The organism is Desulfosarcina widdelii, assembly GCF_009688965.1.
Classification (GTDB): domain Bacteria; phylum Desulfobacterota; class Desulfobacteria; order Desulfobacterales; family Desulfosarcinaceae; genus Desulfosarcina; species Desulfosarcina widdelii.
This window is the reverse complement of the sequence record NZ_AP021875.1, coordinates 2,293,165-2,319,606: the sequence shown is the minus strand read 5'-3', so window position 1 is coordinate 2,319,606 and position 26,442 is coordinate 2,293,165. Positions and strand designations below refer to the sequence as shown.

Sequence of the window (26,442 nt, the reverse complement as noted above, 5' to 3'; positions counted from 1 at the left end):
CTTTCAGAGAATTACAATCCTCAACGTAGCGCTGCTGCGCCTGCGGTTGCAATTCTCCTGCGGCCTTGGTCTGAACCTCAACCTGCCGCCTTTGAACAGACTCACTGCAGGCATCTGAAATCCGAAGTCAGAAATCTGTCCTCCGTCATCTGACCTCTGGCATCTGCTTCAAACGACAACTGAGGAGACACCCGCATGGATCCGTTCGCCATCGATCAAGTCAGGCTCAACTTCAACCCCCAGGGGCTCATGGTGATCAATGCCGCCATCGGCCTGATGATGCTGGGCGTTTCCCTGGATTTAAAGCTGGAAGATTTCAAGCGCATCCTGTTCTCTCCAAGAGCGCCCGGCATCGGTCTGCTGGCCCAGTTCATCCTGCTGCCGGCATTCACCTTCCTTTTGACCTTGGTGCTGCGGCCCTATCCTTCCATGGCCCTGGGGATGATCCTGGTGGCGGCCTGTCCCGGCGGCAACGTATCCAACATCATGACCTACCTGGCCAAGGGGAACTGTGCGGTCTCCATCTCCATGACGGCCATCTCCACCATTGCGGCCATTTTCATGACCCCCCTGAACCTGTCCATATGGGGCGGTCTCAATCCCGCCACCGCCGAGATTCTTCGCCAGGTCAGCCTCAGCCCCATGGACGTGTTCGTCACGGTTTTCGTCATTCTTGGGATCCCGCTGATCGTCGGACAGGTCATGCGGCGCATGTTCCCCAACCTTTCCGACCGCGTACGCCGCCCCTTTAAAATCTTCTCGCTGCTCTTCTTTATCCTGATCGTTTGCGGGGCTCTGGCTGCCAACTGGAGCAATTTTCTCCGTTATGTGGGGCTGGTGATGTTTGCCGTCTTTGTCCACAATCTGCTGGCCCTGAATCTGGGTTACTGGTCCGGGCGTCTGGCAAGGCTTCCCGAGCGCGATGCACGGGCCACCTGCATCGAAGTGGGAATTCAGAATTCGGCCCTGGGGCTGGTTCTGGTGTTCAACTTTTTCGACGGCCTGGGCGGCATGGCCATTCTGGTGGCCTGGTGGGGCGTCTGGCACATCATCTCCGGGCTGACCACGGCCTTTATCTTCACCCGGCGACCGCTGCCGGAGGCGGAACAGGGAGATGACGTAGACTGTCGGCTATAAATAGCGCCAACCAGAATCTGGATGGGTCTTGATAGAGGGAGACATAGTAGTGGTTAAGCGATCATTCGACAACAAGGTCGTCGTCGTCACCGGAGGGGCCAGTGGTATCGGACTGGCCGTGGCCTGGCGGTTCGCCAGGGCCGGGGCGATTTGTGCCCTGCTGGATATGGACGAAACCCGGCTTGAGCAATGCGAACGGGAATTCGTCGAGGCCGGCTACCCGGTCATGACTCGGCGGTGCGACGTAACCCGGCGCGCGGATTGCGAGGCGGCCATCGAAACCGTAATCGAGCGTTTTGGCGGTGTCGATGTGCTGTTTAACAATGCCGGCATCACCCAGCGCAGTGCCTTTGTGGAAACCCGCATCGAAGTTTACGAGCGGGTCATGGCGGTCAATTTTTTCGGCGCCCTTTACTGCACCAAGGCCGCCATCGACAGCCTGATCCGGCGAGGCGGATTGATCATTTCCAACGAAAGTATCGCCGGCCTGGCGCCGCTGCTGGGACGCACCGGGTATGCCGCCAGCAAGCACGCCATGCACGGCCTGTTCACCTCGTTGCGCAGCGAAGTGCGGGACAAGGGCGTTCACGTCATGGTGGTCTGCCCCGGTTTTATCAAAACCAATCTGCAGGATCGGGCGCTGGGGGGCGACGGAGAGGTCACCCGCCATCCCCAGTCCCGTATCGGCCGCCAGGATACACCGGAGCACGCCGCCGAAATTATTTTTCGCGGTGCCGAGAGAGAAAAAGACCTGCTGGTGCTCACCGCTGTCGGTAAGCTGGGGTACTGGGTCAGCCGGCTGGCGCCAGGATTTTACGAGCGGCGCATGGCCCGGCAGCTCCAATCGGAGTTGGAGCATTGAGTACTTCGGAACAACGCTTTGAACTGGTGTACGGATATCTGCATTGCGTGGGCAGGACCCAGTATCACGGCGGGTATGCGCCCGATGAGGAGGCGGCCGACCGCTGGGCCAGAAGAAAAGCCCGGGAGAACGGAGGCCGAGTGCGCGTGCCGGAGTCCGATCCGGTGCGCTGGTGCCCGGTCGGGCACTGCCACATGAAACGCCAGCGGCCATGGTTCGGTTACCTCTTGGCCGACGGCCAGTTGACCATTCGGCCGCCAGCCGGTGAATGAATAAAGAAGTTCATCCTCGGAATGGATATTTTGGGTTAGCATCGATCATAGGCGAATGACACGATGGGATTGAAAGAGAGACGCGAAAGGGAAAAAGAGGCCCGCAAGGGGCAGATCCTTACGGCGGCCAGAAATCTCCTGTTCAAAAAGGGCATTCAGGCCACCAGCATTAACCAGATCGCCCGCAAGGCCGAGCTGGGGGTCGGCACGATCTACTTCTATTACCAGAGCAAGGAGGAGATCTTCTACTGGCTGCAGGAAGAGGGTCTGGACATTCTTTTTAAAACCATCGATGCCATCGGAGGAGAAGATTTCCCGCCGGACGAGAAGCTTCGCCGGACCGGCAGCGCTTACCTGGAATTCAGCAATGAACACAAGGACTATTTTGACATTATCAATTATTTTTTGGCCACCCCTACAGTGATTTTGGGCGCTGAGATGAAGCAGCGCATCGACCGTAAAGGAAGCCGCATCCTTGAGTTGATTGAGCAGTTCGTCCATGCCGGCATCAAAGACGGCCGGTTCCGGTCCGTGGATTCAAAAAAATGGGCCGTGATGTTCTGGGGTGCGCTGCACGGATTGACCCAGTTTAAAAAACTGGAGGACACGGTTCTGGAAGGAGAAGAGCATCACCGAATTTTCCATTATGCGGTGGAGCAGTTGATCGAAGGGCTGAAAACTACAACAGTATGAAGGAGTGAAACCCATGGCAAAGCAGAAAATGACGCCCAGCGAGGCGCTGGTGGAAACCCTGGTGGCTGAAGGTGTTGAAAACGTATTCGGCATCGTCGGTTCGGCTTACATGGATGCGCTGGATCTTTTTCCCGCAGCGGGCATCCGATTCATCCCCGTGGCCCACGAACAGGCGGCCACCCATGCCGCCGACGGCCTGGCCCGGGTGACCGGCAAACCCCAGTGCTGCATCGGCCAGAACGGCCCCGGCGCGGCCAACTTCGTATCGGCCATGGTAGCGGCCTACTGGGCCCACAGCCCGGTAGTGGCTCTGACCCCGGAAACCGGTTCCATGGGGATCGGCACGGGCGGTTTTCAGGAACTGGACCAGATGGCCATGTTCGAGCGTCAGACCGTCTACCAGGTTCGGGTAAACCAGCCCCAGCGCATGGCCGAACTGGCTCGGCGCGCGTTCTATATGGCCAAGAATCTCAACGGTCCCACCCAGCTCAACATTCCCAGGGACTTTTTCTATGGCGTCTGCGAAGACGAGATTTACGAGACGCCCGTTATCAAGCGGGGCGCCGGCTCCCTGCAGGATCTGGAAAAAGCGGCCGACATCATCGTCAAAGCCAAATACCCGGTGATCGTTTCCGGCGGCGGCGTCGCCCAGGCCGATGCCGCGGATGCGGTCCGTCTTCTGGCCGAAACCCTGACGGCGCCGGTGGTCAACTCCTACCTGCACAACGACACCTTTCCCGCCGGTCACGAACTGGCCTGCGGTCCCATCGGATACTGCGGCAGCAAGGCGGCCATGCGAACCATCGCAAAGGCCGACGTGGTCATCGCCCTGGGCACGCGTTTAGGACCGTTCGGCACGCTGCCCCAATACGAAATAACCTACTGGCCGGACAACGCCAGGCTGATCCAGTGTGACACCAACATCAACGCACTGGGCCTGTCCAAACGGGCCGATGTATACAGCTGCGGTGATGTGAAGGAATTTACCACGCTCCTGCTGGCGCGGATCAAAGAGATGGCCCCGGATCGCCAACCGGATGCCGGACGCCTGGAAGACGTGCAGCGCGAGAAAAATACCTGGGACGATGAACTGGACAACTGGAGCGCCAGCGATCAGAGCGCCCCCATGCATCCGCGGCGGTTTCATCAGGAGTGGACCCGCGCCCTGCCGGCGAACAGCATCGTCACCACCGACATCGGCAACAACTCATCCATGATCAACAGCTACCTGAAGTTCGAGGGCGTCCGGCAGCACATTTCCGCGCTCTCCTGGGGCAACTGCGGCTTTGCCTACGGCGCGGCCCTGGGCTGCAAGATTGCCCAACCCGATGCCCCGGTGATCGCCTTCCAGGGAGACGGGGCTTACGGCATCAGCGGCATCGCCGAGGTGATGACCGCCGTGCGGGAGAACATCCCGGTGATCGCCATCGTGGCCACCAATTACGAATGGGGGGCCGAGAAGAAGAACCAGATCGACTACTATGACAATCGCTTCGTGGGCGCCAACCTGCCGGACAACCCCGATTATGCCCAGGTGGCCGAGGACATGGGTGCGCTGGGAATCCGGGTGGACCATCCCGACCAGGTCGGAGACGCCGTCCGGGAAGCCATTGCCTCCAACCGTCCCTGCGTGATCAACGCCATCGTTCAGGGCGGAGAAGAAGTGCTGGCTGAGCCCTTCCGGCGGGATGCGTTGAATATGCCGGTAAGATATCTGGAGAAGTACAGCCACCTGAACGCCAAATAGCATTCATCCACAAGCGGCATCTTTCGATCCCTGGCGGCGTGCTCGCTCGTAGGCAATCCTCGAAATAGGCCCACTATTCACCCCAAGGGCACTTCCTTCGGGGCGCCTCCGGTTGCCAACTCGCTCGATCTTTGCCAGGAACCGAAATCTGCCACTTGTGAACGAACACGCAGATCACGAGTTAGATATAAGGGATTGAGGGGTTCCGGAATTGGTTGAAATGGGAATCCCTCAACCTCTCAAGCCCGCAATATATCTTCCGCTCGAGCCTTGCCAGGAACCGAAGCCTATCACTTGTGAACAAACATGCAACGGGAGTAGCTACAGACCTTTGAATAGCCAGTCCGAAGGTGGACGTATGGAAAACTTAAGAGTATTGTAATCGTTATCAGAGTTAGAACTGATATTGATTTTGATAGATTCGACTATCCTGCAATATCAAATAAAAATGACCCTGTACAACATGTTTTATATGACTGTCTTTTCCTGGTAGCTTAGTTGACTCAAGTTCCATCGTCTATCAGTGGACCGGCCTTCCAGTATCATCTTGACGAATGAAGCGCGTATGCTATTCTTGATTTAAGCACACGATATGTAGATGGTTTCCGTAACATTTATGGGAACATCCCTTAAGTAGGCAACACAAATTCGGTTTGAGCGGGTACGTACGAAGCTGCCCGTACATTCTTCCGAACGTTCTTCCTTCCTCCACGCGTGCGCTGATCGTCTGCTTTGATAATGATACGTTCCGCCAACGGCGTTTCCGGTCTGCATGTTCCATCATGGAGGTGCGCAATGGATTGGAAGCAAAAGCGGGTTTCAGCAGAGGCCGTCATCCAGCGACTGCGTCCCGGCATGCGTGTGTTCCTCTCCACCGGCCCCGCCGAACCCCGCACCCTCGTAAACCAGTTAATGGTCACACAGTCTTCAAATCTTCAAGATCTTGAATTAATCCAGCTGCTCAGCCTCGCCGATGCGATCTCACTGAAGAATCTCCAGAGTCACAAATTCAGATTGAAGACCTTTTTCTCGGGATGGGTGGCCGATGAGGCCATTGCCGCCGGTCACGTGGATCTGATCCCATGCTATCTGTCGCGCATTCCCGCATTGCTGGAAAAACGCAAAATCCGCGTGGATGCGGTGTTCGTTCAGATCACGCCTCCGGACCCCAACGGTTTCAGCAGCCTGGGCGTCTCCGTTGATGTGGCCCGGCTTGCCATGGAGCAGGCGTCCCTGGCAGTCGGTGAAATCAATCCATGGGTGCCGCGTACCCTTGGCGATACTTTTGTGCCGATTTCCGATTTCGACATGCTGGTCGAATCCGATATGCCACCGGTTACCTTCGAACGCCCAATGGTCGATCCGGTATTCGATCTGATCGCCACGAACATGGAACCGCTGATCATGGATGGCAGTTGTCTCGCTTTTTCCATCGGGCCCCTGTTCGAAGCGGTCGGCCGGCGCTTGACCGGCAAACAGCATCTCGGGATTCACTCCCCATTCTTCAGTGATGCCCTGATGGACTTGGTCAACAGCGGGGCAGTAACCAACCGTTACAAGGAGCGTTTCAGAAGGAAATCGATTGCCTCCTATGCCTTCGGCACCGTATGCCTCCTGAAATGGATAGAACAAAATCCGCTTATCGAATTCCAACCGGTGGACAAAGTCTTCGACCCGCTCAATATAGGTCTCAATCCCCGTTTCGTCTCCATTATCGCCGCCCGGCAGGTGGATATCACCGGTCGGATTGCGTTGCATACGGGACTCGGAAATATCGCCAGCGGTCCCGCCGAAGTCCTGGCCTTGATCAGTGGATCCCAGATTTCGAATGAGGGTTGCACCATTTTTGGGTTTCCGAGCAGAACCGCCGAAGGCAGGCCCAACATCACCATTTCCATTGAGGGATTGAAAAACCGATTCGATTTCAGGGAGGGCGTGGACTTTGTGGTCACTGAATTTGGAGTGGCCAGCCTCAAGGGACTCACCCTGCGCGAAAGAGCACAGGCCCTGATTGAAATAGCCCATCCCGAGGATCGTGTCGATCTGATTGGCGCGGCCAAGGCCGAACGCATTCTCTATCCAGATCAGATTTACCTACCGGAAAGCGCCCACTCTTATCCTTTACAGATCAATGCGTGTCGGAAATTCAAGGGCGGTGCGGAAGTGCGTTTCAGGCCCATTCGACCTTCGGACGAAGAAGATATGCGACGGCTATTCTACCGTTTTTCTGACGAGGCGGTTTATTACCGCTATTTCTCTACCCTGCAAGCTATGCCGCATACCCGCATGCAGACCTACGTCAATGTCGATTGGAGTCAGGTGATGTCCATTGTAGGTGTGGTCGGTGCACCCGGAGAGGGCGTGATTATCGCCGAGGCCAGATACCTCCTGGATCCGGACGGCCAGTGGGCGGAGCTTGCCTTTGTGGTGGATGAATCCTACCAGCGTCTTGGCATATCCACCTATTTGTTCCAGTTGCTCGTCAGGCTGGCCCGGGAGCGCTCCCTGAAAGGGTTCTGGGCGGACGTCCTCAGTACGAACACCGCGATGATAAAAATATTTAAAAACAGTGGGATGAAAATTGTAATGACAGCGGTAGATGGTATCTGCCATTTCCGCATTCCGTTCGAAGCATGATTTGGCAAACCGCCGAAAACGCATGGAGGTGCCTATGTTTGTCCATAATTTTATGACCACCAAGGTTATCACCATCGAACCCAAAGAAGACATCGCCAGAGCGAGGGCCCTGATGATCCGTCACCGGTGCCGTCATCTGCCGGTGGTTCAAGCGGACAATGTACTCGTCGGAATGATTAGCGATCGGGATTTGCGCAGTGCCCTGGGATCGACATATTTCCATGAATTCGGTGACCGTGGGACCGACGCGGAAGTACAGACATCGGTTCGTGTTCAAAATGTGATGACGCACAATCCAATTTATCTTTCTCTTTCGTCGACCATTCAGGATGCACTGCTGCTGATGGAAAAAAAACGGGTCGGCGCCTTTCCAGTGGTGAATGAAAATCATGCCCTGATGGGAATCATATCGGATCGGGACCTGTTGAATGCCTTCATCCGAGTTCTGGGAATCAAAGAACCCGGCAGCTTGCTGGGCATTGTGGTTGATGAAGATTTCACTGAGATGGGGAATATTGTGAACGCCATGATCAAAGAGAATATCCCTTTCGGATCGATCCTAGTCTACCGGCAATGGCGGCCGGGTAGATGGGCTGTTTTTCCTTACCTTCTATCCAAAAATATATCCCATCTCAAACAAAAACTGCGTGAGATGGGGTTCGAGTTGATCGATCCTGCTGGCGAAGATATAGGCACACGATGAATATTTTAAACGGTGGCAAGCATGCGGACAACAGTGTCGATTTTCAGGAATTCATGCTTGTTATCAAGTTGAACATCATTCAACCCAATATCTTGTGGCCCACTAATTTTTCTCCGATTTACAGATTTTAAGGACAAAGCTGTTCCGCATTTCAAAAATTCAATTTTACAGATTCGTAAATGGATACATGACCGTCCAGACCGCCTCGAAAACGTTTGCCTGCCAGCAGCTACTTGCCAGCGGCACGGGTACGCACACTCCAGGGTCAAGAACAATTGCGGTTATTTCGCGGATCTTGACATCTCTGCTCGTCCGGGATAAATGCTTGTGTGCATTTGCCCAAAAGGTACTGACGACTAAACTGAAACCGCAATAGGGGAGAGAGGATGAGCACGATTGATCTCAGAGAAGTGGATCGGGTCGAAATTCTGACGCTGCAGGACAATACCATCGATCTGACGCAGCAGGACAACAGCGAGGTGATTCAGCGGGCCATGCCGCTGGTGGGCCTGGAGGTGAAAAACAGCATTCTGGCCGAGCACGGCTTTTCCTCGCTGGTAACGGTGACCGAAGGAGAGGCGTCCCGCTGCATGCTTTTCGACTTCGGTTTCTCGGAGCATGGGGCGGCGTTCAACGCCGATGCCCTTGGGGCGGATCTCACCCGTGTCGAGTCCATGGCGTTGTCCCACGGCCACCTGGACCACGTTGGCGGTATTCATGAGCTGGTGAAACGCACCGGCAAGACCGATGTTCCCCTGGTGCTGCATCCGGCAGCCTTCAGGAATCCGCGTTTTCTCAAGATTTCAGATGATTTTAAACTCATTTTCCCAGCCTTTACCCGTGAGAAGGCGGAAAGTGCCGGGGCGGCCGTGGTGGATACCGAGCAGCCCTATGCCATGCTCGACCATGCCGGAGCCTTTCTGGGACAGATACCCCGGACTACGGCCTTTGAAAAGGGGGCGCCCAATCTGTACTGTGAAATCGACGGCCAGGAGCAGCAGGATCCCTTCGACGACGACTCGGCCATCGTTTTCAACGTCAAGGGCAAAGGGCTGGTCGTGCTTTCCGGATGCGCCCACGCCGGGATTGTCAATACCGTCGCCCATGCCAAAGAGGTTACCGGCGTGGATAAGGTCATGGCCGTCATGGGCGGCTTTCATCTTTCCGGTATGGATGTGGACACGGTGATCCAGCCGACCATCGATGCGCTGAAGGCTGTCAACCCGACCTACATCGTTCCCACCCACTGTACCGGTCGACAGGCCATTCAAATGATCGAAAAAGAGATGCCGGACAGTTTCGTCCTGAATATGTCCGGCACCAAGTTGACGTTCAGCGCCTGATCCAGTTCGCCCATGCTTGTGGAACTACGGGATGCTCATGGGGTTTTCTGTGCGTGGTACGAATGTAGTGGTGGGGTTTATCCCCGCCTTTGTCGGTTTGGGCGCGGGTGAACTACGCCTCTACGCTATATGATAACGACGCTGATTCTACGCGTATTAAAAAAAGAAAAGTGGGCCGTGCAACTTGCACCGGGCCACTTTTTCGTTGTATTCTTGATCATTATTCAATTCGCTGGCAATGGTCGGGTTCAAGAGGGATCGACCGGGCGGAAAAGCCGCCGGAATGACGGAACATCTGATGGCAAGGAGGGTTATGTTCAAGCGTGTAAAGTGGATTATAGTGATCATGCTCATTCTGGCTCCGGCCGGATTGCAGGCGGCCTTCGAATACAAAAGCATTCTCAAGGCCGATATCGACGGGACCGTTCTGGATGTTGCCGCCGATCCAGCCGCAGAGTTGGTTTTTCTTCTCACCCCCGAGGCGGTGCTGATCTATTCGACCGAAGATAAGGCCGTTTTGGACCGCATTCCCCTCGATGGGCGATTCGACCGGATTGCCTATCAGCCCGAAGACCGCCTGGTACTCACCGCGGCAAAACCGGCCCGGATCAACATTGTCCAATTCAGCCGGATTTACGCCATCGACCTGACGGGCAGGGCGGTCAAGGGACCGAAGGATGCCGGCGTCACCCTCGTAGTCTTCGACGATTACCAGTGCCCGTACTGCGCGCGCCTGGAGCGTTTTACCCACCAGTTGCTGGACATCTATCCCGACGATCTCAACTATGCGATCAAACATTTCCCGCTTTCCAGCCATCCCCTTGCCAATCAGGGGGCCGCGGCAGCCCTGGCCGCGGGCAACCAGGGAAAATTCTGGGAGTTTCACGGCCTGCTGCTGGAAAATCACGATCAGCTCAGTGAAGAGAAGATCACGGAAATTGCCACCGGCCTGAATCTGGATATGGAAAAATTTAACCGGGACCGGGCCTCGGAACAGATTCAAAAGATCATCACGGAAGATGTCGCCAACGGTCGACAAGTAGGGGTAACCGGAACGCCTTCGGTGTTCCTGAACGGAAAGCGAATCCAAAACCGACAAATCGGAAACCTTCCCGCCCTGATCTCGCAGGAACTTGAAAAAAAGGCAAAGCCATGAAAAAGAGAATTATCTGGCTGGCGATAGCGGCAATGTCATTGGTTGTTGTCTCCTGTACCCATAAACCCTACCACCCTGAGAAAAGCGACCGGGAGTGGACCATCGACCATGAAGCCTGTGAAAAGTGGGTCCGGGAAGGCATTCGCGACGAACCCGATACCTACGACCAGTATGACGAGATGCGCCTGATCCGCCAGTGTATGAAGGACAAGGGCTGGCAATGGGAACGGACCGAATGGTGGCGGTTTTGGAGCAAGCCCCCAGAAGATCAATGATCACCTTTATCTGAAAGCCGATGTCCGCCGCTTGGCGGTTGCGGCCGGCCAGCCGGTCAGGCCGCCTTTTCCGAAGCGTCTGCCGGTTTCAACAGCCTGTCCGTGATTTTCAGATAACCCGGCCAACACTGCAGGTAAAACGAGAGTCCCTTGGAGAAATCCATTCCCATCACCCCGTCGATGAACATCTGACTGATTTCCCGTTCCCGCTTCAAGATGGCCTGGCAGTCCGCCAGAATCCGTTTCTCTTCGTCCGAAAGCGTTTGGGTCAGGTACTTGAGGGCCGTGCGGGCACGGGGTTGGTACATCCAGAAATAGAGCAAATCCAACGACCCGATGATAATGAGTTTTTCCAGATCCCTGGCGTCGGCATGGACCTCCTTGCGGTCGTTGCCGATGGCCTCCAGGGTTTCCCCGACGTTCAATTCGGGCAGCAGGGCTTCCAATTCGCTGTAGATATGAAACAGTTGGTTCAGGGTATGGGCATAATCCTGGAAGCGGGTTTTGATGTTGGCGAACCGGTCGGCCGTCCCTTCGATGACGCCGGCCACGGTGTCCGACGCCCCTTTGGATATGACGGCGGCCCATTTTTGCAGGTGAGCGTCAACGGCCGCAACACCGAACATCCCCAATAGGGTGCCGATGAGCGTATTGAACGCCACGGCGATGGGGATAGACAAAAGGCTGCGGAAGAAATTGCCGTAAACGGCCCCTTTGGGCAGTCCCCGGATAAGATTGTGGCTGGACAGGTAGCAGCCGTTGGCAATGGCCATGATCGTGTACAGGGTAATAGGATGGGTCGTTGTGGTGATGCCCATGAAGCGGTCCAAAAGGAGCGTTTTGATCAAATAGTCCAGCAGGGGTACCGAAAATCCGGTATACAGCAGCGAGTCGGATATCCGGATCCAGTTCACATAATCCTTCCAGTTTAAAAGCGGTGTGCGACGGAAGCCGCCGCCGCCCAGCACCGACTGGACAATATTTCTCAACCCCGTGATTCCGAACCAGATGAAGGCTCCCAGATACGCCAACACCCACCAGGAGTTGGTCAGGTAGAAGGAGAGAAAAGCGGGAATGAAGCCCATGAGAATCTTCAACCCGTTGACGAGCTTGCTGTTCAGGTAGAATGGCGAAACCCGCGTCCGTTCAACAGTGGGTTCGCTTTCCAGGCTCAGGCAGTTCTCGGATCGGTCGGAGATGCCGCCCAGGGTGACGATGTTGCCTTCCGGATCCATACGGGTGAGGTGGGGCTGGACAAGCCAGTCCAACTGACGGGTTTTCCCCAGCCGCCCCAATACAGGCAGATGGTGGGCCAGCCGCTGGTAAATGCCCCGGGACCCGATGGGACTGGTATAGGGAATATGGGTGATGCGTTTGTAGACCGGTATCCTGAATGGAATGATGCTGCGCATGGCCTTCGGGGGGCTGTTTGCGGAGAGGTCCATCGGGCAGGACGCATCTTCGCGCATCTCCTGGCTGCGGCGATTGCACAGCCGGCGGGCATCGGAAGGGAGGGTATCCATGATGGCCAGTCCCATACCGTACATCAGGCTGGAGTGGCCGGTGGAGTCGCTGCCGATGCGGGGCTCGAGATGCATGGAGCCGTACATGGCCGAAAAGACGGAAATGTCGTGGAGGATAATCCCCAGCTTTTCGATCCGTTCCGATTTCCCCGGAAAGGGGTCGCCGGTGGCCAGCCTGCCGATAATTCCGCGGATCAGCCGCTTCAAGTTGATGGTGTTGTTTTCATTGAGGGCGAGCTGCAGTTCGCTGATTTCTTTGATGTGAGCCGTTTTTCCGGATGTATAGTCCTTGAGGTTGAATATTTCCAGCCGGTTGACCAGGCCTTCACAGTCATAGAGAATTTCCACCACATCTTCGGGCAGGAGATCGGTCAGGTTCAGGGTGATCCGGTACCCGGCCTGCAGATGGGTGACCCGGTCCAGAAGCTGCCTGGGGGTTAAAGAGAGCAGTTCCGGGGCTTCGGGGTCCTCGATGACCCGGTTGGGGTCGGGGATTTCCGGATTGGCCGACGGTTTTAAAAACCGCTGTACGATGACTTCCGAATCCAGCTCGTTCATTCGCTGCACCCGGGACTCTATTTGCTTGCGTTCTTTCCCGTCGGCGCTTTTGTAGGCCTTTCGCAGGCCATCCATTTTTTCGCGCATCAGCGGCAGCAGCCGGGTATGGATGTATTTGGCCAGGTGCAGGATGGAAGGCTGCCCCGGCCGCACAAACCGCAAAAAATCGTTGGCATCCAGCGGGTGCAGGTCAATATCCAGGTCGGCGTTGATGCCCGTTCGATGCCTGCGGTTAAAAGAATCCAGCATTTTCAGAATGTATTGCTGGCGGTAGCTTGTGACGGCCCGGCCCTGATCCATCAACCGCCGGACCGGTTCTTCCGCCAGAAAACAGAGGAAGGACTGCGGGTCGGAAAAACCGCGCGGGACCCAGATGAGCTGGATGTACTGCCCCCGGAAGCGCGCCGAGAACTCGATGCCGATGCGGACGTCCACGCCCATGATCTGGGCCGCTTCGAGAAGTTCGGCGGCCGACGGGGAGTCGATGTAGTTGTAGTAGATGACCCGCAGGCGGCGGATGCCTTTGATCCAGGCATCCATGACCAGATGGGAGATCGATTTGCGGCCCTTGGTGTTGATGTCGTGGACATGATCGTCGAAGGCGAGCTGGTTCCACTCCTCCGGCATTTCGAGGAGGTGATATCGGTGCAGCATTTTTCTGATGACGCTGGGCTTGCCGCTGGCCACCCGCCTGAAATCGTGGGCCAGTTTGAGCTGTTCGGTTTCGTTGCCGTGGGTTCGCACCAGGTCTTTCATGATGGACAACAGCACCCGGGCTGCATTTTTGGGCATGCTGCCGGCAGAGGCGTGCAGGACTTCGTCGCGCAGGCTGCGCAGGGCGTTGAGACGATCCTCCAGGTCCCCGGCTTCCAGCGATTCGAAAAGATGGACGACGGAGTAGGCGATGCGCAGCCCCCGGGATTCGGACAGTTCCTTGATGCCGTGGGGATGGAACCAGGGATACAATCCCTTGCGTCCCACGGTTTGCGGCGTGGATCGGGATCGAACAGTATTGACGATTTTCAGAAGATCGCGGTCGCGTTTATCGAAGAACAGGCTCAATGGTCCTCCCTGATCCGTCCCAAGGGAGCGCTTGTGTGGACGACGGTCGGTGGTCGTCAGGTTTTCGGGGGAAATTGTTCAAGGATCTTTTCAACCAACTGGTTGATGTCCCGGCTGGCTTTGGCCGGGTCGTCGTATTCTTTGAAACGCCGGGTCCCGGTGCCGCGCCAGAGCAGGGTTTTCGATTCGGGGTCCAGAAAATCGATGATCAGCGAAGCATCCTCGGTTTCTCGCAAGTTGTTGCCGGTGCCGATGGCGACCCCGCCGTGGCGGCCGTAACTGCCGATGCCGAATCCGATGCCGCCAGCGGATTCGAGCTTTTTATTCAGTGTCTCCCGATAGCGAATCAAAAAGGTCGCCCCTGCGCCTTCCGACGGGGCAAAGCCCTTTTCCTTCAGCACCCGTTCCACCGCGCTGCGGATGCGGTTGTCCCGCAGCGGATTGTCGAGGCGCGGATCGCCGGTGCTTTCCTGAACCGTCGTTTCCCATCGAAAACTTTCCAGAGAACCGAAACCCGTTGCCGGGTCATAGTCCTGGCTGACCTGGATGCCCGAGCATCCTGCGATCAGTGCCACTATTAGTAGGGTTGTCCACGTGAATTTCATATCGAGATTCTCCACATCCGGATTTTCATGGATCGGCGGCGAACCGGCTCGCCGCCCAAAGCCGTCGCCCCATAGATGGCTCTCATTATTAGCATATTGGCCCGGTAAGTCAAAGCAAGACCGTGCTATAGACAAGTCGATGGCAATTTTTATGGCGAGTTGGGTCAGCGATAGGTTTCGCGGAGGTAGATGTGGTGTTGGCTGCCTTTGTAGACCCCGAAGGTCGCCCGTGCCGACGGCCCTTCCAGGCTGCCGTCTCCATCCCAGTCGTAGCGCAGCCAGGGAAGGGAGGACAGATCGACCTGTACCTGGATATAGCCTTCCGAGCCGGGCGCGCTGAACACAAGGCCTTCATCCCCGGCCGTGAACGGGTTGGAAAGGCTGGCGCTGCTGCTCCCGGAGCCCACCGTGATGGGATTGTCGGCGGTCACCGTACCGCTTGCGTTGCTCAGGCTGAGCAGATTGAGCGCCACGGAAGTGCAGTCACCTAAGGTGTTGGCGACGAACGCCGTACCGTCATAGGTTTCGGCCCTGAAGGGCATGGCCAGGGGTACGCGCTCCGATCCGTAAGCGTTCTGGAGGGTCAGCCGACCCCAGAACATCTGTTTGCCGTCCCCGGAAAAGGCGATGCCGTTGCCGGCGCTGGCGGCACCGAAGGTCACGGGATTGGCCGTCGCGGCGATGCCGTCGGCGTCCAGAACATTGATGGACAGGCTGATCTCGGCATCGAAGGGCGCGTCGGGCGTGTCATTGCGCACGAAAGAAAGCCCGCCGCCGTCGCTGAAGGTCAGCAGTCCGACACCGCCGCCCAGATCCGAGATGCTCGGGTCGCCGGCAGGAAGGCTGGACAGGTCGAGCGTGCCGGTTTCGGCGGCGTAGGTTTTGTCGGTCAGCGTGGCGTCGGCGATTTTCCACCAGTCCCCGGTATAATTTTCCGTAGTGTCGCCGTCTTTATTGAGCGCGGTAATGGTGATCGCCGGATAGACGGTGTACGCGAAAGGCTGGCCGATATAGGTAAAACCGCCCGTGGTGCAGCCAGGGGCGAATTCGGGGCTGTTGGGCGACGCTGCAAAACTGTACGGTGTAAATCGGCCGACCACGGCGGTGCCGGTGATGTCGATGCCGGTGCCCAGGTAGTCGCTGACCTCGGCTTTCAGGGTTACGGTGCCCACCTCGCTGTAGGCGGCGGTGCCGGTGACCGTGCCGCCGCCGTAATCGGATTCCGCCAGCGGGCCGCCGCTGAACACGCCGGGGGCGGGGTTTGCCGCGGCAACGCTGAAGTTCGTCGTCGCGGCGAAATTGGGCGTCACGCTGCCGTCGGCGCACACCCCGCTCACGGCAACGACGAAATCCTCTCCCGCCGGCCAGTGGGGATCGCCTTCGGACGTGGTATTGTCCAGTGCGGTCGTGCCGTCCGTGGTGGCGGTGACCTCCAGGTGATCGGGCACCGCAACGAAGCTGTCGCTGCCAACCATGGTCAGGCCGGTCTCGTCGCCGGTGCCGTCGAAGCGCGCCGACAACTCCACCCGACCGGCATCGTCATAGCTTACGGATAGCAGGCTCTCGGCCTGGGCGTCGAAGGAGATCGAAACAGCGGTGCCCGGGCTTGCGCCGGCCACGGCGCCGCCATTGACGGAAACGGTATGCGTACCTGTTGCCGGCTCCTGGTAGCCGGACCAGAAATAGACGATGCGGGTGGTGTCTGCGAAGCTGTCGTCGCCGACGCACTGCTCGCCCGTCGCATCGGCCCGCACCGCGGCAATGCGGATATTCTCGGCCGAACTGCAAGAAGTCATGTCCGGCACGTCGAAGATGAAACCCGCCTCGTAAAACATCAGGCTGCAGGAGGAGCCGCCCGAGCCGTCCACGCATTGGCTCGCGTTGTCCGCAGACGGGTTCTGGCTGCTCACCGACAGAGTCACCGTTTCCGGAGTGGTGTGGCGCAGCCGGAAGGTCCCGCTGCCCCCGCTCAGGGTCTGGCTGTCGCCGCCGATCCAGCCGGCCGGCGACAGGTCGATTGTGATATCGTCGGCGTACAGTTCGGTGCAGTCGGCATCGATGCAGGCGCGCACGGTGACCGTTTCGGGCACGCAGGTCAGGGCCGCGCTGTCGTGAACGATCTCGTAGTGATCGATGGCCGCGGCGCAGAGAATCTCTTCCCGTGTCGTTCCGTCCAGGTTGAGACCCGCCGACTGTAACTGGTAGAGGCTCTGGATCTGGTCAGCGCTGAGCGCGCCGCTGAACACAAGAAATTCGTCCAGATCGGCGCGGAAGCCTTCTTCCCCACCGGCTTGTTCATAGGAGTTGCCCACATAATGCAGGTCGCCGGACGGCTGCAGGGAAATGCTGTCCGTAAAGACCCCGTCGATGTGAAGATCGGTACGCCCGCTTGCGGCGATTAGCACCATGTGGTGCCAGCCGTCACCCAGCGTCGAGAAGCGGAAGCTGCCCGTTGCCGAGACGGAATTGGCCCAACCGCCCCAACGGTAACTGGCGTTCCGGTCGACCCACATCAGGTCGTTGCCACCCCCGGCCATGGCCCCCAGCACGTGATAGCGCGACCCCTCCGTGTGGGTGAAAGGCATGCGGAACCAGGTGCTGACCGTCCAGTCGCCGGTCATGGGAACGTCCGTGCCGGCCAGGAAATAATCGGTTGAACGATCCGCCATGGCGGCCCTGCCGACCACGCCTGCCGGTTCGCTCTCGACTACTCCCTGGGCCACGAGATCGTAGCTGCCCTGGGTGTCCTCGGCCAGCGGGGCCGATCCCTCGTAGGCGCATTCGTCGAAACGCCACTCGGCCAGGGGGGTGGGCAGCGCACAAGGGTCGGTTTCGTTCATCTGTTCGACCACCTGTGCTTCGGTCAGCGCCCCGTCATAAATCCGCACTTCGTCGATGCTGCCGTAAAAACGGCGTGCCGATACTTCCCCGCCGCCGGTGGTGATGTCGGTTCCAATATAGAGAGAATCGTTGTTGACCGGAAATGCAGAATTGTAGGCCTGGTTTGCAATTTGGACGCCGTTTACAAAAACGCGGGCACTGCCTTCGGAGCGGGAATAAACGAACGCAACATGGGTCCAGACATCGACGTCAATCACGCCGGATGGGGTGGTCAGGTTGTCGTCCTGCCACCACCAGTACAAGGCGCCGTCGCTCTGGACGTGAAATTCGGAATTGGTGTCTTTGGACAGGAAGCAGTAAAGCCCCTCGGTGTGATCGGCTACGCTCAGCGTGTCGGGATGGATCCAGGCCATCATCGTCAAGGCATCGGGCAGGTCGAAATCGCTGTTGTCGGGCACCGTCAGGTAACCGTTGCCGTCGAGTTGGACACCATCGCAGATCTTGGCGCGCTGATAGGCGACCGTGCCCTGGCTGCTGCCGTTGTGGCCGTTACCGCTGCTGTCGGTCGCGTCGCCTTCGAGGGCGTAGTGGGCGACCAGTTGCGCTGCGTCCGGTACCTCGTAGGCAATGCGGACATTGTCGATATAGACCCGCTCGTTGGGTGAAAGCGATCCGGAAGCCACAAATCGGATCCAGGTCTCGGCCGACCGATAAGCGGAAATATCGTCGTTCCATGATCCCGATGTACTGCCGAGCCAGCCGATCGTCACCACTGTATCCCAGGTGCTGCCGCCATTGTCGGAAATTTCTACGGTGAGGCTGTCCCACCAGGAATTAAATGGGGTCCGATCGTAATCGAAGCTGAACACCGCCGATGTAGCTCGGGACAAATCGACTCCCCGGCGGATTGCGACCGAACTGGAGTGGTTCGCTCCCCTGATGCGAAGGCTGTCGGACCCTGAATGGATGGAGATCCATCCAGATCCCGGGGCGTTGTCGTCATTTTCCTCCAACCAGTCCGTACTCCAGCTGGCCGTGCCGTCCTGGTTGCTGTAGCTGACGGTACTGAACGTATCCAGAACTGTTTCCGTCGCCGCCGGACAAGGCCGTGCCACCGCGCCGATAAATAGTGCGACCAGAATCCACAGGCCGGGAGCGTTGCTAACGCTGATCCGTTTCATGGCGCCGCCCCCGTTACCCTTGAGGAAAGTTGTCGCGAAACGTACATGTTGTTGCCGTAGGAACCCCATTCGGCCAGTGAAGAGAGGCGATAAACGAAATAGGACTGGCCCCCCTCGGTGAAGGGCCCTTCGGCCTGGCATCCCAGGGTCACGGTGAAGCCGTTGACCGTCAAAGTCGACAAGGCATTGCAGGCGTTGTTGACCACAGCTTGAGAACCGCCCCATTCCAGTCCGGAGCGAGCGGCATGATAGGCCCTGGCGCCTTGCAGGGCCCACAACGAGGTGCGGCTTTGCACACCGCTCAGCGTGACCATGAATACTCCCAGCACCGCCAGCACCAGCAGGATGAAGATCGCGGTGACGATGGAAAACCCGTTTCGGGACTCGAGGGGATTCATGGCGCGTTCTCCACATGGATCTGGTGCAACAGGGTAATATTCTCGCCGTCGTCGGTCAGCGTCAACCGAAGGGATACCAGGCCGGAGCGTTGAGGCGTGCCGGGATCGTAGGTAAAGGTGCACGAACTGACATGGTCGGCCATCGTGCTGGGCGACACGCCGGGCAGGGCGCTTTGGGAAGTTGAAATGGCGTAGCCTGAATAGCGTTCCAGGGTTCCGGCGGCTGCGTTATACCTGTAGCTGATGGGGCCGTCCACCAGATAAAACCGCTGATAGGGGGACGAAAATGGAAAGGGGGACGCAGGGGAAAATTGGATGGAAGTGAGGGTGCCGCCCGAGACCGCGCGCCGGTTGTCGCCCAGGTAGGCATTGCAGACGCTGCCGGTGGCGGTCAGATTATAGATGGCAAGGGCAGTGCCGACGTCGGGCGCAGCAGACAGCGCACCGAGTACATCGAAACCGTTCGTGTCCGCCTGGGTGAAATCCAGGATATTGCCCGGTCCCCGGGCCCGGTAGCGGCCGCCGTCGGTCGTGTGCAGCATTTCGAGCCACTGTCCGCCCGAATCGATGCGGACGCTGTTGGGCAGCGCTTGTCGGATGTCGCGCTGCATGCGGCGCAGGGCGTTTTCGGCGGCATCCACCAGGGCGGTTCGCCGCGCCAGGTCGACATAGCCTTCGATGGGCCGGGAAATGAACAGCCCTCCCATGGCGGCCAGAATGCCGATAATCACGATCACCACGATCATTTCGATCAGGGTGAAGCCGCGTTGGCCGCATGTTGGGGGGAACCGTTGCTTCATTGTTTCGATTTGTGCGGTTCGTTTTTGGTGAAATCGCAAAAAGTCGGACTTTTCATTTTTTCGTCATTCCGGCGCAGGCCGGCGCACGTAGTGAAGCTTTAGCGCTATCCAGTTGTATCAATTTCTTCTGGATGCCGGATCAAGTCCGGCATGACGGGTCTGGTACTATTTTCGGGACCATCAATTTTACGGTTTCGTCAGTAATTGGTTCGATAGCCGCTCAACGTCAAATCCACGTTGGCCGGGTGGCTGACCCGTACCGTCACTTTCTTGCAGGCGACGCCGCTCAGCACGCCGCCGGCGACATCGACGGTGACCGTATAATCCTCGAGACCGGAGATGGCGCTTCCGTTCTGGTCCCTGGCGCCCGTATCGGACAGACCGTCATAGTCGTCCACGTCGTCGAACAGGCTGCGCAGCGACTCGCCGCCGCCGTCCGGATCACTGTAGGCGTGCAGCAGCACCTCCTCCAGGTAGGATTCGGCAATGGCCACTGCCTGGTGCTGAAGCATGGGATCGGCGCTGTGCCAGATGGTGTAGTTCATCACCATCAGCACGCCGCCCAGGGCGATGGACACCACCACCATGGAGATAATCAGCTCCACCAGGGTGAAGCCCCGATCGTTTTTTGGACGGATGACCCGTTTCATAGGTCCTCCACGTAGCCGCTTTCCCCGTCGATCCGGAAGCTGCGCCCGTTCACGGAAACCGTGACGCCACCCGGCATCGCCCGTCCCAGGCTGTCGAAAATGACGGTCGATGCCGTGGCGGAGAGGGTCACGCCGGACGGCGCGCTGGCGGCGAACGCACTGCCGCTGTCCTCGGGTCTGGGAACGGATCTGCTGAAGGCCCCGCTGCCGCAGCTTTGCCGCTGATACAGGGCGAATCCGCTGCCGGAGAAGCGCAATTGCACCGAACACCCGCTGGCCACGGCCAGCTTCTGCCCGTAGCGGGCCGCACCGGCCGCCTCGTCATAGAAACCCCGGCTTTTAAAGGCCGTGGCGTCGAACATTTGCGGTATCGCCACTACGGCCAGGATACCGGCGATTACGAGGATGACGATTAATTCGACCAGGGTGAAACCATGAGGCTTAACACCAAAAGCGCCCCCGGTGTTCAAGTGACAATCCGAACACCAGGGATCGGCCTTCTGCACCAAAATCATCGGATCCTTACCAGCTTTTGGTCAGCGCTGCTTTGGCAGTGCTTGTTTCGGCTGTTACCGTAATGGTGTATGTGGTCGAGCCAATGGTCGTTGAAATGGTGCTGCCCGACGCCGTCCAGCCGTCGGGCGTTTCCTCCAGCGCGTTTAACAGGCAAGTCCCGTCATCGATTTCTCCGGTTGCACAAGTGGACGAGTCGTAGGCCGGTCGTTCCGCAACCGCTTTGCCGACCAGTCCGGCCGAAAAATTCAAGGCCGTAGCCGCCTGGGCGGCGCCATAAACGCCGTTGGCCTGGGCCTCAGCCGCCTCGGTTCGCATGTCCACAAATTTCGGCAGCGCCACCGCCGCCAGAATGCCGAGAATCACGATGACGACAACCAGTTCGATCATGGTAAAACCTTTTTGATTACTCATTTTCTTCTCCTTGCATTGCGATTCATTTTCCATGTTTTGTATATCCACCCAAGAGTCGACTGAATCGAACAACGGCTCGATTCAGATTAAACCGTTTCTTCGGTCCGCTACTTTTTCTCTCCGACCAGCCATTTTCCATCGTTGAGCATCTTCACAGTCAAATGGTGGAAATCCTCTTTAGCGACCATCTCCAGCCGCATCCGCGGCGGCCCTTTCAAGCTGGACCGGAAATAGCGCTCGCAACGCACCCGGTAAACCAATTGCCTCTTGCCGGTATCGAAATACCAGCCGCCGCCGGTCACTGATGCCGGGTCCGGCCGGTCCAGTTGACCCACATAGCCGGTTGGCAGCAAGCCGAACTGCTCGCGGTAGACCGCGGCCGGATTGCCGCCGGGAGCTGCGTCTTTGGGCCGGACCACCGACTGCAGCAGGACCGCCGCCCGCATGGCCCTGACCGTGGACAGAAAATTCCGGCGTTCGATTTCCGCCTGGGCCCGTCCCATGCGGTTTAAGAACATCCCAGCCAACAGGGCGATGACGCAGACCAGCACCCCCCATTCCAAAAGCCTCAGCAGCCAGCGCCGGCGATGCACCTCCGTTTTCGGTTTCACGGCATTTCTCACCCCCCGCGCATGACGGTCGCCATGTTCCACATGGGAAGAAACACGCCGAGAGCCAGCACGAGCACCATGGCCCCGATAACAACGATCAGGATCGGTTCGATGGCGCTTGACAGGCGGCTGATATCGTAATCGATTTCCCGCGCATAGAAATCGCCGACTTCCAGCAGCATGCTGTCCACCGATCCGGTTTCCTCACCGACGGACAGCATCTGAAGCACCAACGGGGTGAACATTTCACTGGCGGCGGCGCTGCGGGTCAGGGTGTCCCCGCGCTCCACGCCGCGCCGCAGCTTGTCCAGGCGCTTGGCTACGAACTGATTGCCCACCGCCCGGGCAGTCAGGCCCAGGGCCTGGATCAGTGGCACGCCGGCGCCGAAGGCCATGGCGAAGCCGCGGGCGAATCTCACCAGGGTGGCCCGATGGATGATGCCGCCGACGACCGGGATGTGCAGCTTGAAGCGATCCCAGATCAATCGACCCGATTCGGTGGCAACCCAGGCCCGCCAGGCGAAAAAGACCGCCGCCAGGCCGATCAGAATCGCCCACCACCACGAAACGGCGAAATTGGAGATGCCGAGGATAATCCGGGTCGGCAGGGGCAGTTGGGCGCCCTGGGCACTGAACAGTTTCTCGAAGGCCGGGATGACAAAAAGCGTGATGATGGTGACTGCCACCGCAATCGCCACGAGAACGAAGCTGGGGTAGCGCAGGGCGGACTTGATCTGGTCGGCGGTCTGTTTTTCCCGTGTCAGGTAGTTGGCGACTTCGTCGAAGGACCGATCGAGCTTTCCGCTGCTTTCGCCGACCCGGATCATGTTGACCACCAGGGGTGGAAAGACATCGGGGTGGCGTCCCAATGCGCCGGTCAGGTCCCGGCCGGATTCCAGATCCTCCTGAATCGCCGAGAGCGTATCCACCATGACCAGTTTGCCGGCAGAATCCTCCAGGCCGCGCAAGGCGCGCAGCAGCGGCACGCCGGCCTTGGCCAGGCTGTACATCTGGCGACAGAACAGGATCAGGTCGTCCGCATTGACGCGCTGGCCGCCCAATTGCCATTTTCGGGTCGCAGCGCTGGTGGATGCGGCTGCCTCTTCGGCAATCCGCAACGGGACCGAGCCGCCCGCCGTGAGTTGGTTGGCCACCACGCTGGCGCTGGCCGCTTCCATGGCGCCCTCCACCAGTGCTCCGGCGGCGCTGCGCGCATGGTACTTAAACCGCGGCATGGACTTTCTCCTCGGCGGTTTCCACTGCGGCTGTCATATCCGTTACACTGGCGGATTCATCGATCTGCCCCGAAAGGCGCATTACTTCCTCCATGCTGGTGATTCCCTGGAAGGCGTATTCGAATGCCGCCATGGAAAGGGGCTTGAATCCCTTCTGACTGCGGGCGGTGCGAACAAATTCCGCGCTGTCGCCATGCCGCAGCGCATCGGCCAGGGGCGTGTCGATGCGCAACAGTTCAAAAACCCCGATCCGGCCGTAGTAGCCCGTATTGTGGCAGCGGGGGCAGCCGGCGCCGCGTTTGAAGGGTATTTGCCGTGCCTTGGGGCCCACCATGGCTTCCACCCAGTTGCGCTGCCGAAGATTGAGCGGGTCCTTTTCCTCGCAGCGCTCGCAGATGCGGCGCACCAGACGCTGGGCCAGGATGCCTAAAAGAGAACTGCCCACCACGAACCCTTCGGCGCCCATGTCGATCAGCCGCAGGGCGGTGCTCACGGCATCGTTGGTGTGCAGGGTGGAAAGCACCAGATGGCCGGTCATGGCCGCGCGCAGGCCGATCTCGGCGGTCTCCTGGTCGCGCATCTCGCCGATCATGACGATATCGGGGTCTTGCCGCAGGGCGGACCGCAGCACCCGGGCGAAGGACAGATCGATACGGCTTTTTACCTGTACCTGGTTGATACGCGGCAGGCGGTACTCCACCGGGTCCTCGACGGTGATAATTTTCTTGGCGGGGTCGTTGAGTTCGTTCAGGGCTCCGTAGAGGGTGGTGGTCTTCCCGCTGCCGGTGGGGCCGGTAACCAGCACAAGACCGTGGGGCCTGTGAATCAGGTTGCGAAACCGGCCCAGCATGTCTTTTGACATGCCGATCTGCTCCAGTTCGAGCACCCCGCCGGTCTGGTCGAGCAGACGCATAACCACCGACTCGCCGTATTGCAGCGGCATGGTGGACAGCCGGATATCGATGCTGCGCCCCCGAACGCGGATGTTGAAACGGCCGTCCTGTGGCAGCCGCCGTTCGGAGATATCCAGGCCGCTCATCAGCTTCAGCCGGGACACCAAGGCCCCGCCGATGCGTTTTTCTTTCATGACTTGTTCGTGCAGCAGGCCATCAACGCGCTGACGGATGCGTAATACCGATTCGTCCGGTTCGATGTGGATGTCCGATGCGCCGATTTGGACGGCATCTTCGAACAGCGTGCGAATCAAGCGCACCACCGGTGCGTCTTCGGTTTCGCTGTCGATCAGAAGGGACTCGATGTCGATGCCGCCTTCACTGAGTTCTTCGCTGAGTTCACCGGCGATATGGCTGATTTCGTCGGTGCGCCGGTAGATGCGATCGACGATGTCCAGCAGTTCGTCTTCGCCGACCACGGCCGAATGGATGGGGCGCTGCAAAATACGGCGCAATTCGTCAAAGGCGAAGATGTCGGTGGGATCGGCCATGCCGACCAGCAGCCCGTCTTTTTTCTCGGCCAGCACCAGGGCCCTGAAACGGCGGATATAAATTTCCGGCAGCAGGCGGACGACCTCTTCCTCGATCTGATATCGCTTCAGATCAATGTAGGGAACCTGCAACTGCTGAGCGAGAAATTGGAGGAATCCGGCTTTGCTGAGATAGCCCAGTTCCACTAGCGTATGTCCCAGCTTGCTGCCGGACCGCTTCTGCTCCGCCAACGCCGTGCGCAGTTGTTCGTCGGTGATGATGCGGTGCTGCACCAGCAGTTCGCCGATGCGGATTTTTTTGCGTACGGTCATGATCGATCCTCGTCAGGATTCCGACCGGCCAACGGCTGCCCGGCCTGACCGCTGCCCGACGCCGCCAGGCGCCGGCGGATAAAATTTTCCAGGTTGTCGGACAATCCGTCATGGCGCAGCGCCTGGTCATAGGCTTGTCGGGCCCGGTCAAAGGCGTCGTTCCTTTCAAGTGCGATGCCGAGGCCCATCCACCAGACGGCCTTGTCCGGTTGAACTTTCAACAAGGTCCGATAGATTTCTGCCGCATCCTGATATTGACCCTGGCGCAGATTCACCGTTGCCGACAAGGCGTGCAGTTCCGGTGACTCTGCAGCGGGGGGCAGGGGATCGCGCGACAGTTCCGTCCGTGCCCGGGACAGTTCGCCGTCGTCGATCAGCATGCGGACAAAACGGACACGGTAGGGCAGATGATCGGGCGCTTGGCGCACCCCTTGGGCCAACAGGGCCTTGATCTGCTGCCGGCGATTCAGGCGGCTGAGCAGGTGCAGCAATGCGTCCCGCGCACCCACGTGCCCCGGATCCATGTTCAGGGCCGCCCGCAACGCCTGTTCCGCTTTGCCGGGCCGTCCCCTTTGAAAGGCGGCCATCGCTTCCCGGTAAAGATCTCCGGCACGTTGGCGATCCGTGGTTCGAACCGCCTGGCGGACGAATGTTTTGACAGGGGGGGCGGATGCCGAAACAGTCGCCTGCCCGGTGTCCGAAAGGACGACGGGAGCGGGGCCGGGCGTCTCGGCCGGCGAGGGATTCACGGGTGCGGCAGTCGGACCGCCGGCCACCGGTTCGGGCCGAACCGCGAAAAGCAGTGCCCGGCCTTCTCCGTCGGGATTGTTCCTGAGTTCCTGTTCCTCGCAGCGGCAGACCCGGTCAAAGGAAAACACCAGTTGCACCCGCCCGCCGAGGGTTTCGCGGGTCAATTTTCTCAACATCGGCGGCGTTGCACCATCGGGCAGCGAAGGGACCGTTGTCCCTTCCGGCAGTTCGAGGACCAGGCGCTTGCCCCGGTCCTGTCGAAACAGCCGGTATCCCGGCATCCGGGAAAACGCCGCCGCCACCCGCAGTTGGTCGCCAACCTGGACAAGATAGAGCTCTTCCAGCTTCGGGAGACATTTTTCCGCCGTCGATATTGGCGGTTCGTTTATGCTTTCGGGACTTCGATCTTGAACGGCAAGGGGCTGGACAGGCATCGATAAAGGGTCTTGCCGAACCGCGGCGTCGGCCACGGAAACGGCAGGAGCGGTGATCGCCACGGTACGGCTGATCATGTGCCCCGCCGCCGACCAAAGAGAGTCCCCGTTCCACCGGGCAACGCCGGTGCCGGCAGCCAGCACCAAAACCAGGGTCAGGCAGACAAGGCCGCAGCGCCCGCTGCAGCCGGCTGCCGGGGAAGACGTCGCTGTAGGACAGCCACCATCCGGGTCGTTTGGCATCCGATCGATTCGATTTTTGTCTTTATTTCTCGACATGTTCAAC

The 26,442-nt window shown here is 58.7% G+C and carries 23 protein-coding genes; 11 read left to right on the top strand and 12 right to left on the bottom strand.

Features of this window, described 5'->3' with window-relative positions:
• The first annotated feature begins 195 nt into the window (after positions 1-195).
• The 11 genes from GN111_RS10860 (at position 196) to GN111_RS10810 (ending at position 10,825) form a co-directional block, all read left to right on the top strand.
• Positions 196-1,137, top strand: a complete 942-nt coding sequence (locus GN111_RS10860) for a bile acid:sodium symporter family protein (RefSeq protein WP_155303776.1) — start codon at positions 196-198, stop codon at positions 1,135-1,137.
• A gap of 49 nt (positions 1,138-1,186) precedes the next feature.
• Positions 1,187-1,999 (top strand): SDR family oxidoreductase, encoded by an 813-nt coding sequence (locus GN111_RS10855; RefSeq protein WP_170302226.1) that lies wholly within the window; start codon positions 1,187-1,189, stop codon positions 1,997-1,999.
• Complete coding sequence (locus tag GN111_RS10850; RefSeq protein WP_155303774.1) at positions 1,996-2,271, top strand: hypothetical protein; 276 nt, start codon at positions 1,996-1,998, stop codon at positions 2,269-2,271. Before GN111_RS10855 ends, GN111_RS10850 begins: the two co-directional genes overlap by 4 nt.
• Before the next feature lie 63 nt (positions 2,272-2,334).
• Complete coding sequence (locus tag GN111_RS10845) at positions 2,335-2,964, top strand: TetR/AcrR family transcriptional regulator (RefSeq protein WP_155303773.1); 630 nt, start codon at positions 2,335-2,337, stop codon at positions 2,962-2,964.
• Positions 2,965-2,977: 13 nt separating this feature from the next.
• Positions 2,978-4,711: a sulfoacetaldehyde acetyltransferase gene (gene xsc, locus GN111_RS10840; RefSeq protein WP_155303772.1), complete on the top strand. Its 1,734-nt coding sequence runs from the start codon at positions 2,978-2,980 to the stop codon at positions 4,709-4,711.
• A 795-nt stretch (positions 4,712-5,506) separates the two neighbouring features.
• The gene (locus tag GN111_RS10835) at positions 5,507-7,348 is read left to right on the top strand and encodes a bifunctional acetyl-CoA hydrolase/transferase family protein/GNAT family N-acetyltransferase (RefSeq protein WP_170302225.1); all 1,842 of its coding nucleotides are present in this window, start codon (positions 5,507-5,509) and stop codon (positions 7,346-7,348) included.
• 34 nt (positions 7,349-7,382) lie between these two features.
• The gene (locus GN111_RS10830; RefSeq protein ID WP_170302224.1) at positions 7,383-8,051 is read left to right on the top strand and encodes a CBS domain-containing protein; all 669 of its coding nucleotides are present in this window, start codon (positions 7,383-7,385) and stop codon (positions 8,049-8,051) included.
• Entirely contained in the window at positions 8,048-8,182 is a 135-nt protein-coding gene (locus tag GN111_RS34420; RefSeq protein WP_197740524.1) for a hypothetical protein, read from the top strand. The genes GN111_RS10830 and GN111_RS34420 overlap by 4 nt, the downstream gene beginning before the upstream one ends.
• Positions 8,183-8,437: 255 nt before the next feature.
• Complete coding sequence (locus tag GN111_RS10820; protein ID WP_155303769.1) at positions 8,438-9,394, top strand: MBL fold metallo-hydrolase; 957 nt, start codon at positions 8,438-8,440, stop codon at positions 9,392-9,394.
• A gap of 313 nt (positions 9,395-9,707) precedes the next feature.
• Complete coding sequence (locus tag GN111_RS10815; protein WP_170302223.1) at positions 9,708-10,550, top strand: DsbA family protein; 843 nt, start codon at positions 9,708-9,710, stop codon at positions 10,548-10,550.
• Positions 10,547-10,825: a hypothetical protein gene (locus GN111_RS10810; protein WP_155303767.1), complete on the top strand. Its 279-nt coding sequence runs from the start codon at positions 10,547-10,549 to the stop codon at positions 10,823-10,825. The genes GN111_RS10815 and GN111_RS10810 overlap by 4 nt, the downstream gene beginning before the upstream one ends.
• A 56-nt stretch (positions 10,826-10,881) precedes the next feature.
• On the opposite strand, the gene GN111_RS10805 is transcribed toward GN111_RS10810, so the two are convergent.
• The 12 genes from GN111_RS10805 to GN111_RS10750 all read right to left on the bottom strand — a co-directional run bounded on the left by GN111_RS10805 (position 10,882) and on the right by GN111_RS10750 (position 26,435).
• The gene (locus GN111_RS10805; RefSeq protein WP_155303766.1) at positions 10,882-13,968 is read right to left on the bottom strand and encodes a hypothetical protein; all 3,087 of its coding nucleotides are present in this window, start codon (positions 13,966-13,968) and stop codon (positions 10,882-10,884) included.
• Between the two features lie 56 nt (positions 13,969-14,024).
• A complete protein-coding gene (locus tag GN111_RS10800; RefSeq protein ID WP_155303765.1) occupies positions 14,025-14,573 on the bottom strand; it encodes a DUF4136 domain-containing protein in 549 nt (182 codons plus the stop codon).
• Positions 14,574-14,737: 164 nt separating this feature from the next.
• Entirely contained in the window at positions 14,738-18,595 is a 3,858-nt protein-coding gene (locus GN111_RS10795; RefSeq protein WP_170302222.1) for a LamG domain-containing protein, read from the bottom strand.
• Positions 18,592-18,993, bottom strand: coding sequence for a pilus assembly protein MshP (locus GN111_RS10790; protein ID WP_155303763.1), 402 nt, complete (start codon positions 18,991-18,993; stop codon positions 18,592-18,594). Before GN111_RS10790 ends, GN111_RS10795 begins: the two co-directional genes overlap by 4 nt.
• Positions 18,990-19,793, bottom strand: a complete 804-nt coding sequence (locus GN111_RS10785; protein WP_155303762.1) for a PulJ/GspJ family protein — start codon at positions 19,791-19,793, stop codon at positions 18,990-18,992. The genes GN111_RS10790 and GN111_RS10785 overlap by 4 nt, the downstream gene beginning before the upstream one ends.
• Positions 19,794-19,990: 197 nt before the next feature.
• Complete coding sequence (locus tag GN111_RS10780) at positions 19,991-20,443, bottom strand: prepilin-type N-terminal cleavage/methylation domain-containing protein (RefSeq protein WP_155303761.1); 453 nt, start codon at positions 20,441-20,443, stop codon at positions 19,991-19,993.
• Positions 20,440-20,958, bottom strand: a complete 519-nt coding sequence (locus GN111_RS10775; RefSeq protein ID WP_155303760.1) for a prepilin-type N-terminal cleavage/methylation domain-containing protein — start codon at positions 20,956-20,958, stop codon at positions 20,440-20,442. Before GN111_RS10775 ends, GN111_RS10780 begins: the two co-directional genes overlap by 4 nt.
• A 7-nt stretch (positions 20,959-20,965) precedes the next feature.
• On the bottom strand, positions 20,966-21,370 hold the full coding sequence (locus tag GN111_RS34180; protein ID WP_155303759.1) for a type II secretion system protein: 405 nt from the start codon (positions 21,368-21,370) through the stop codon (positions 20,966-20,968).
• Positions 21,371-21,477: 107 nt separating this feature from the next.
• The gene (locus GN111_RS10765) at positions 21,478-21,981 is read right to left on the bottom strand and encodes a hypothetical protein (RefSeq protein WP_155303758.1); all 504 of its coding nucleotides are present in this window, start codon (positions 21,979-21,981) and stop codon (positions 21,478-21,480) included.
• Between the two features lie 8 nt (positions 21,982-21,989).
• Complete coding sequence (locus tag GN111_RS10760) at positions 21,990-23,216, bottom strand: type II secretion system F family protein (protein WP_155303757.1); 1,227 nt, start codon at positions 23,214-23,216, stop codon at positions 21,990-21,992.
• Complete coding sequence (locus tag GN111_RS10755) at positions 23,203-24,972, bottom strand: GspE/PulE family protein (RefSeq protein WP_155303756.1); 1,770 nt, start codon at positions 24,970-24,972, stop codon at positions 23,203-23,205. The genes GN111_RS10760 and GN111_RS10755 overlap by 14 nt, the downstream gene beginning before the upstream one ends.
• Positions 24,969-26,435, bottom strand: coding sequence for a tetratricopeptide repeat protein (locus GN111_RS10750; RefSeq protein WP_155303755.1), 1,467 nt, complete (start codon positions 26,433-26,435; stop codon positions 24,969-24,971). The genes GN111_RS10755 and GN111_RS10750 overlap by 4 nt, the downstream gene beginning before the upstream one ends.
• Between the last annotated feature and the right edge of the window lie 7 nt (positions 26,436-26,442).

Bases quoted from the DNA above. Each gene is read 5' to 3' on its own strand.
- GN111_RS10820 (WP_155303769.1), top strand. From the start codon at position 8,438: ATGAGCACGATTGATCTCAGAGAAGTGGATCGGGTCGAAATTCTGACG.
- GN111_RS10835 (WP_170302225.1), top strand. From the start codon at position 5,507: ATGGATTGGAAGCAAAAGCGGGTTTCAGCAGAGGCCGTCATCCAGCGA.
- GN111_RS10815 (WP_170302223.1), top strand. From the start codon at position 9,708: ATGTTCAAGCGTGTAAAGTGGATTATAGTGATCATGCTCATTCTGGCT.
- GN111_RS10760 (WP_155303757.1), bottom strand. From the start codon at position 23,216: ATGCCGCGGTTTAAGTACCATGCGCGCAGCGCCGCCGGAGCACTGGTG.
- GN111_RS10755 (WP_155303756.1), bottom strand. From the start codon at position 24,972: ATGACCGTACGCAAAAAAATCCGCATCGGCGAACTGCTGGTGCAGCAC.
- GN111_RS10775 (WP_155303760.1), bottom strand. From the start codon at position 20,958: ATGATTTTGGTGCAGAAGGCCGATCCCTGGTGTTCGGATTGTCACTTG.
- GN111_RS10845 (WP_155303773.1), top strand. From the start codon at position 2,335: ATGGGATTGAAAGAGAGACGCGAAAGGGAAAAAGAGGCCCGCAAGGGG.
- GN111_RS10790 (WP_155303763.1), bottom strand. From the start codon at position 18,993: ATGAATCCCCTCGAGTCCCGAAACGGGTTTTCCATCGTCACCGCGATC.
- GN111_RS34420 (WP_197740524.1), top strand. From the start codon at position 8,048: ATGAATATTTTAAACGGTGGCAAGCATGCGGACAACAGTGTCGATTTT.
- GN111_RS10785 (WP_155303762.1), bottom strand. From the start codon at position 19,793: ATGAAGCAACGGTTCCCCCCAACATGCGGCCAACGCGGCTTCACCCTG.
- GN111_RS10780 (WP_155303761.1), bottom strand. From the start codon at position 20,443: ATGAAACGGGTCATCCGTCCAAAAAACGATCGGGGCTTCACCCTGGTG.
- GN111_RS10830 (WP_170302224.1), top strand. From the start codon at position 7,383: ATGTTTGTCCATAATTTTATGACCACCAAGGTTATCACCATCGAACCC.
- GN111_RS10860 (WP_155303776.1), top strand. From the start codon at position 196: ATGGATCCGTTCGCCATCGATCAAGTCAGGCTCAACTTCAACCCCCAG.
- GN111_RS34180 (WP_155303759.1), bottom strand. From the start codon at position 21,370: ATGAGTAATCAAAAAGGTTTTACCATGATCGAACTGGTTGTCGTCATC.
- xsc (WP_155303772.1), top strand. From the start codon at position 2,978: ATGGCAAAGCAGAAAATGACGCCCAGCGAGGCGCTGGTGGAAACCCTG.
- GN111_RS10795 (WP_170302222.1), bottom strand. From the start codon at position 18,595: ATGAAACGGATCAGCGTTAGCAACGCTCCCGGCCTGTGGATTCTGGTC.
- GN111_RS10800 (WP_155303765.1), bottom strand. From the start codon at position 14,573: ATGAAATTCACGTGGACAACCCTACTAATAGTGGCACTGATCGCAGGA.
- GN111_RS10810 (WP_155303767.1), top strand. From the start codon at position 10,547: ATGAAAAAGAGAATTATCTGGCTGGCGATAGCGGCAATGTCATTGGTT.
- GN111_RS10750 (WP_155303755.1), bottom strand. From the start codon at position 26,435: ATGTCGAGAAATAAAGACAAAAATCGAATCGATCGGATGCCAAACGAC.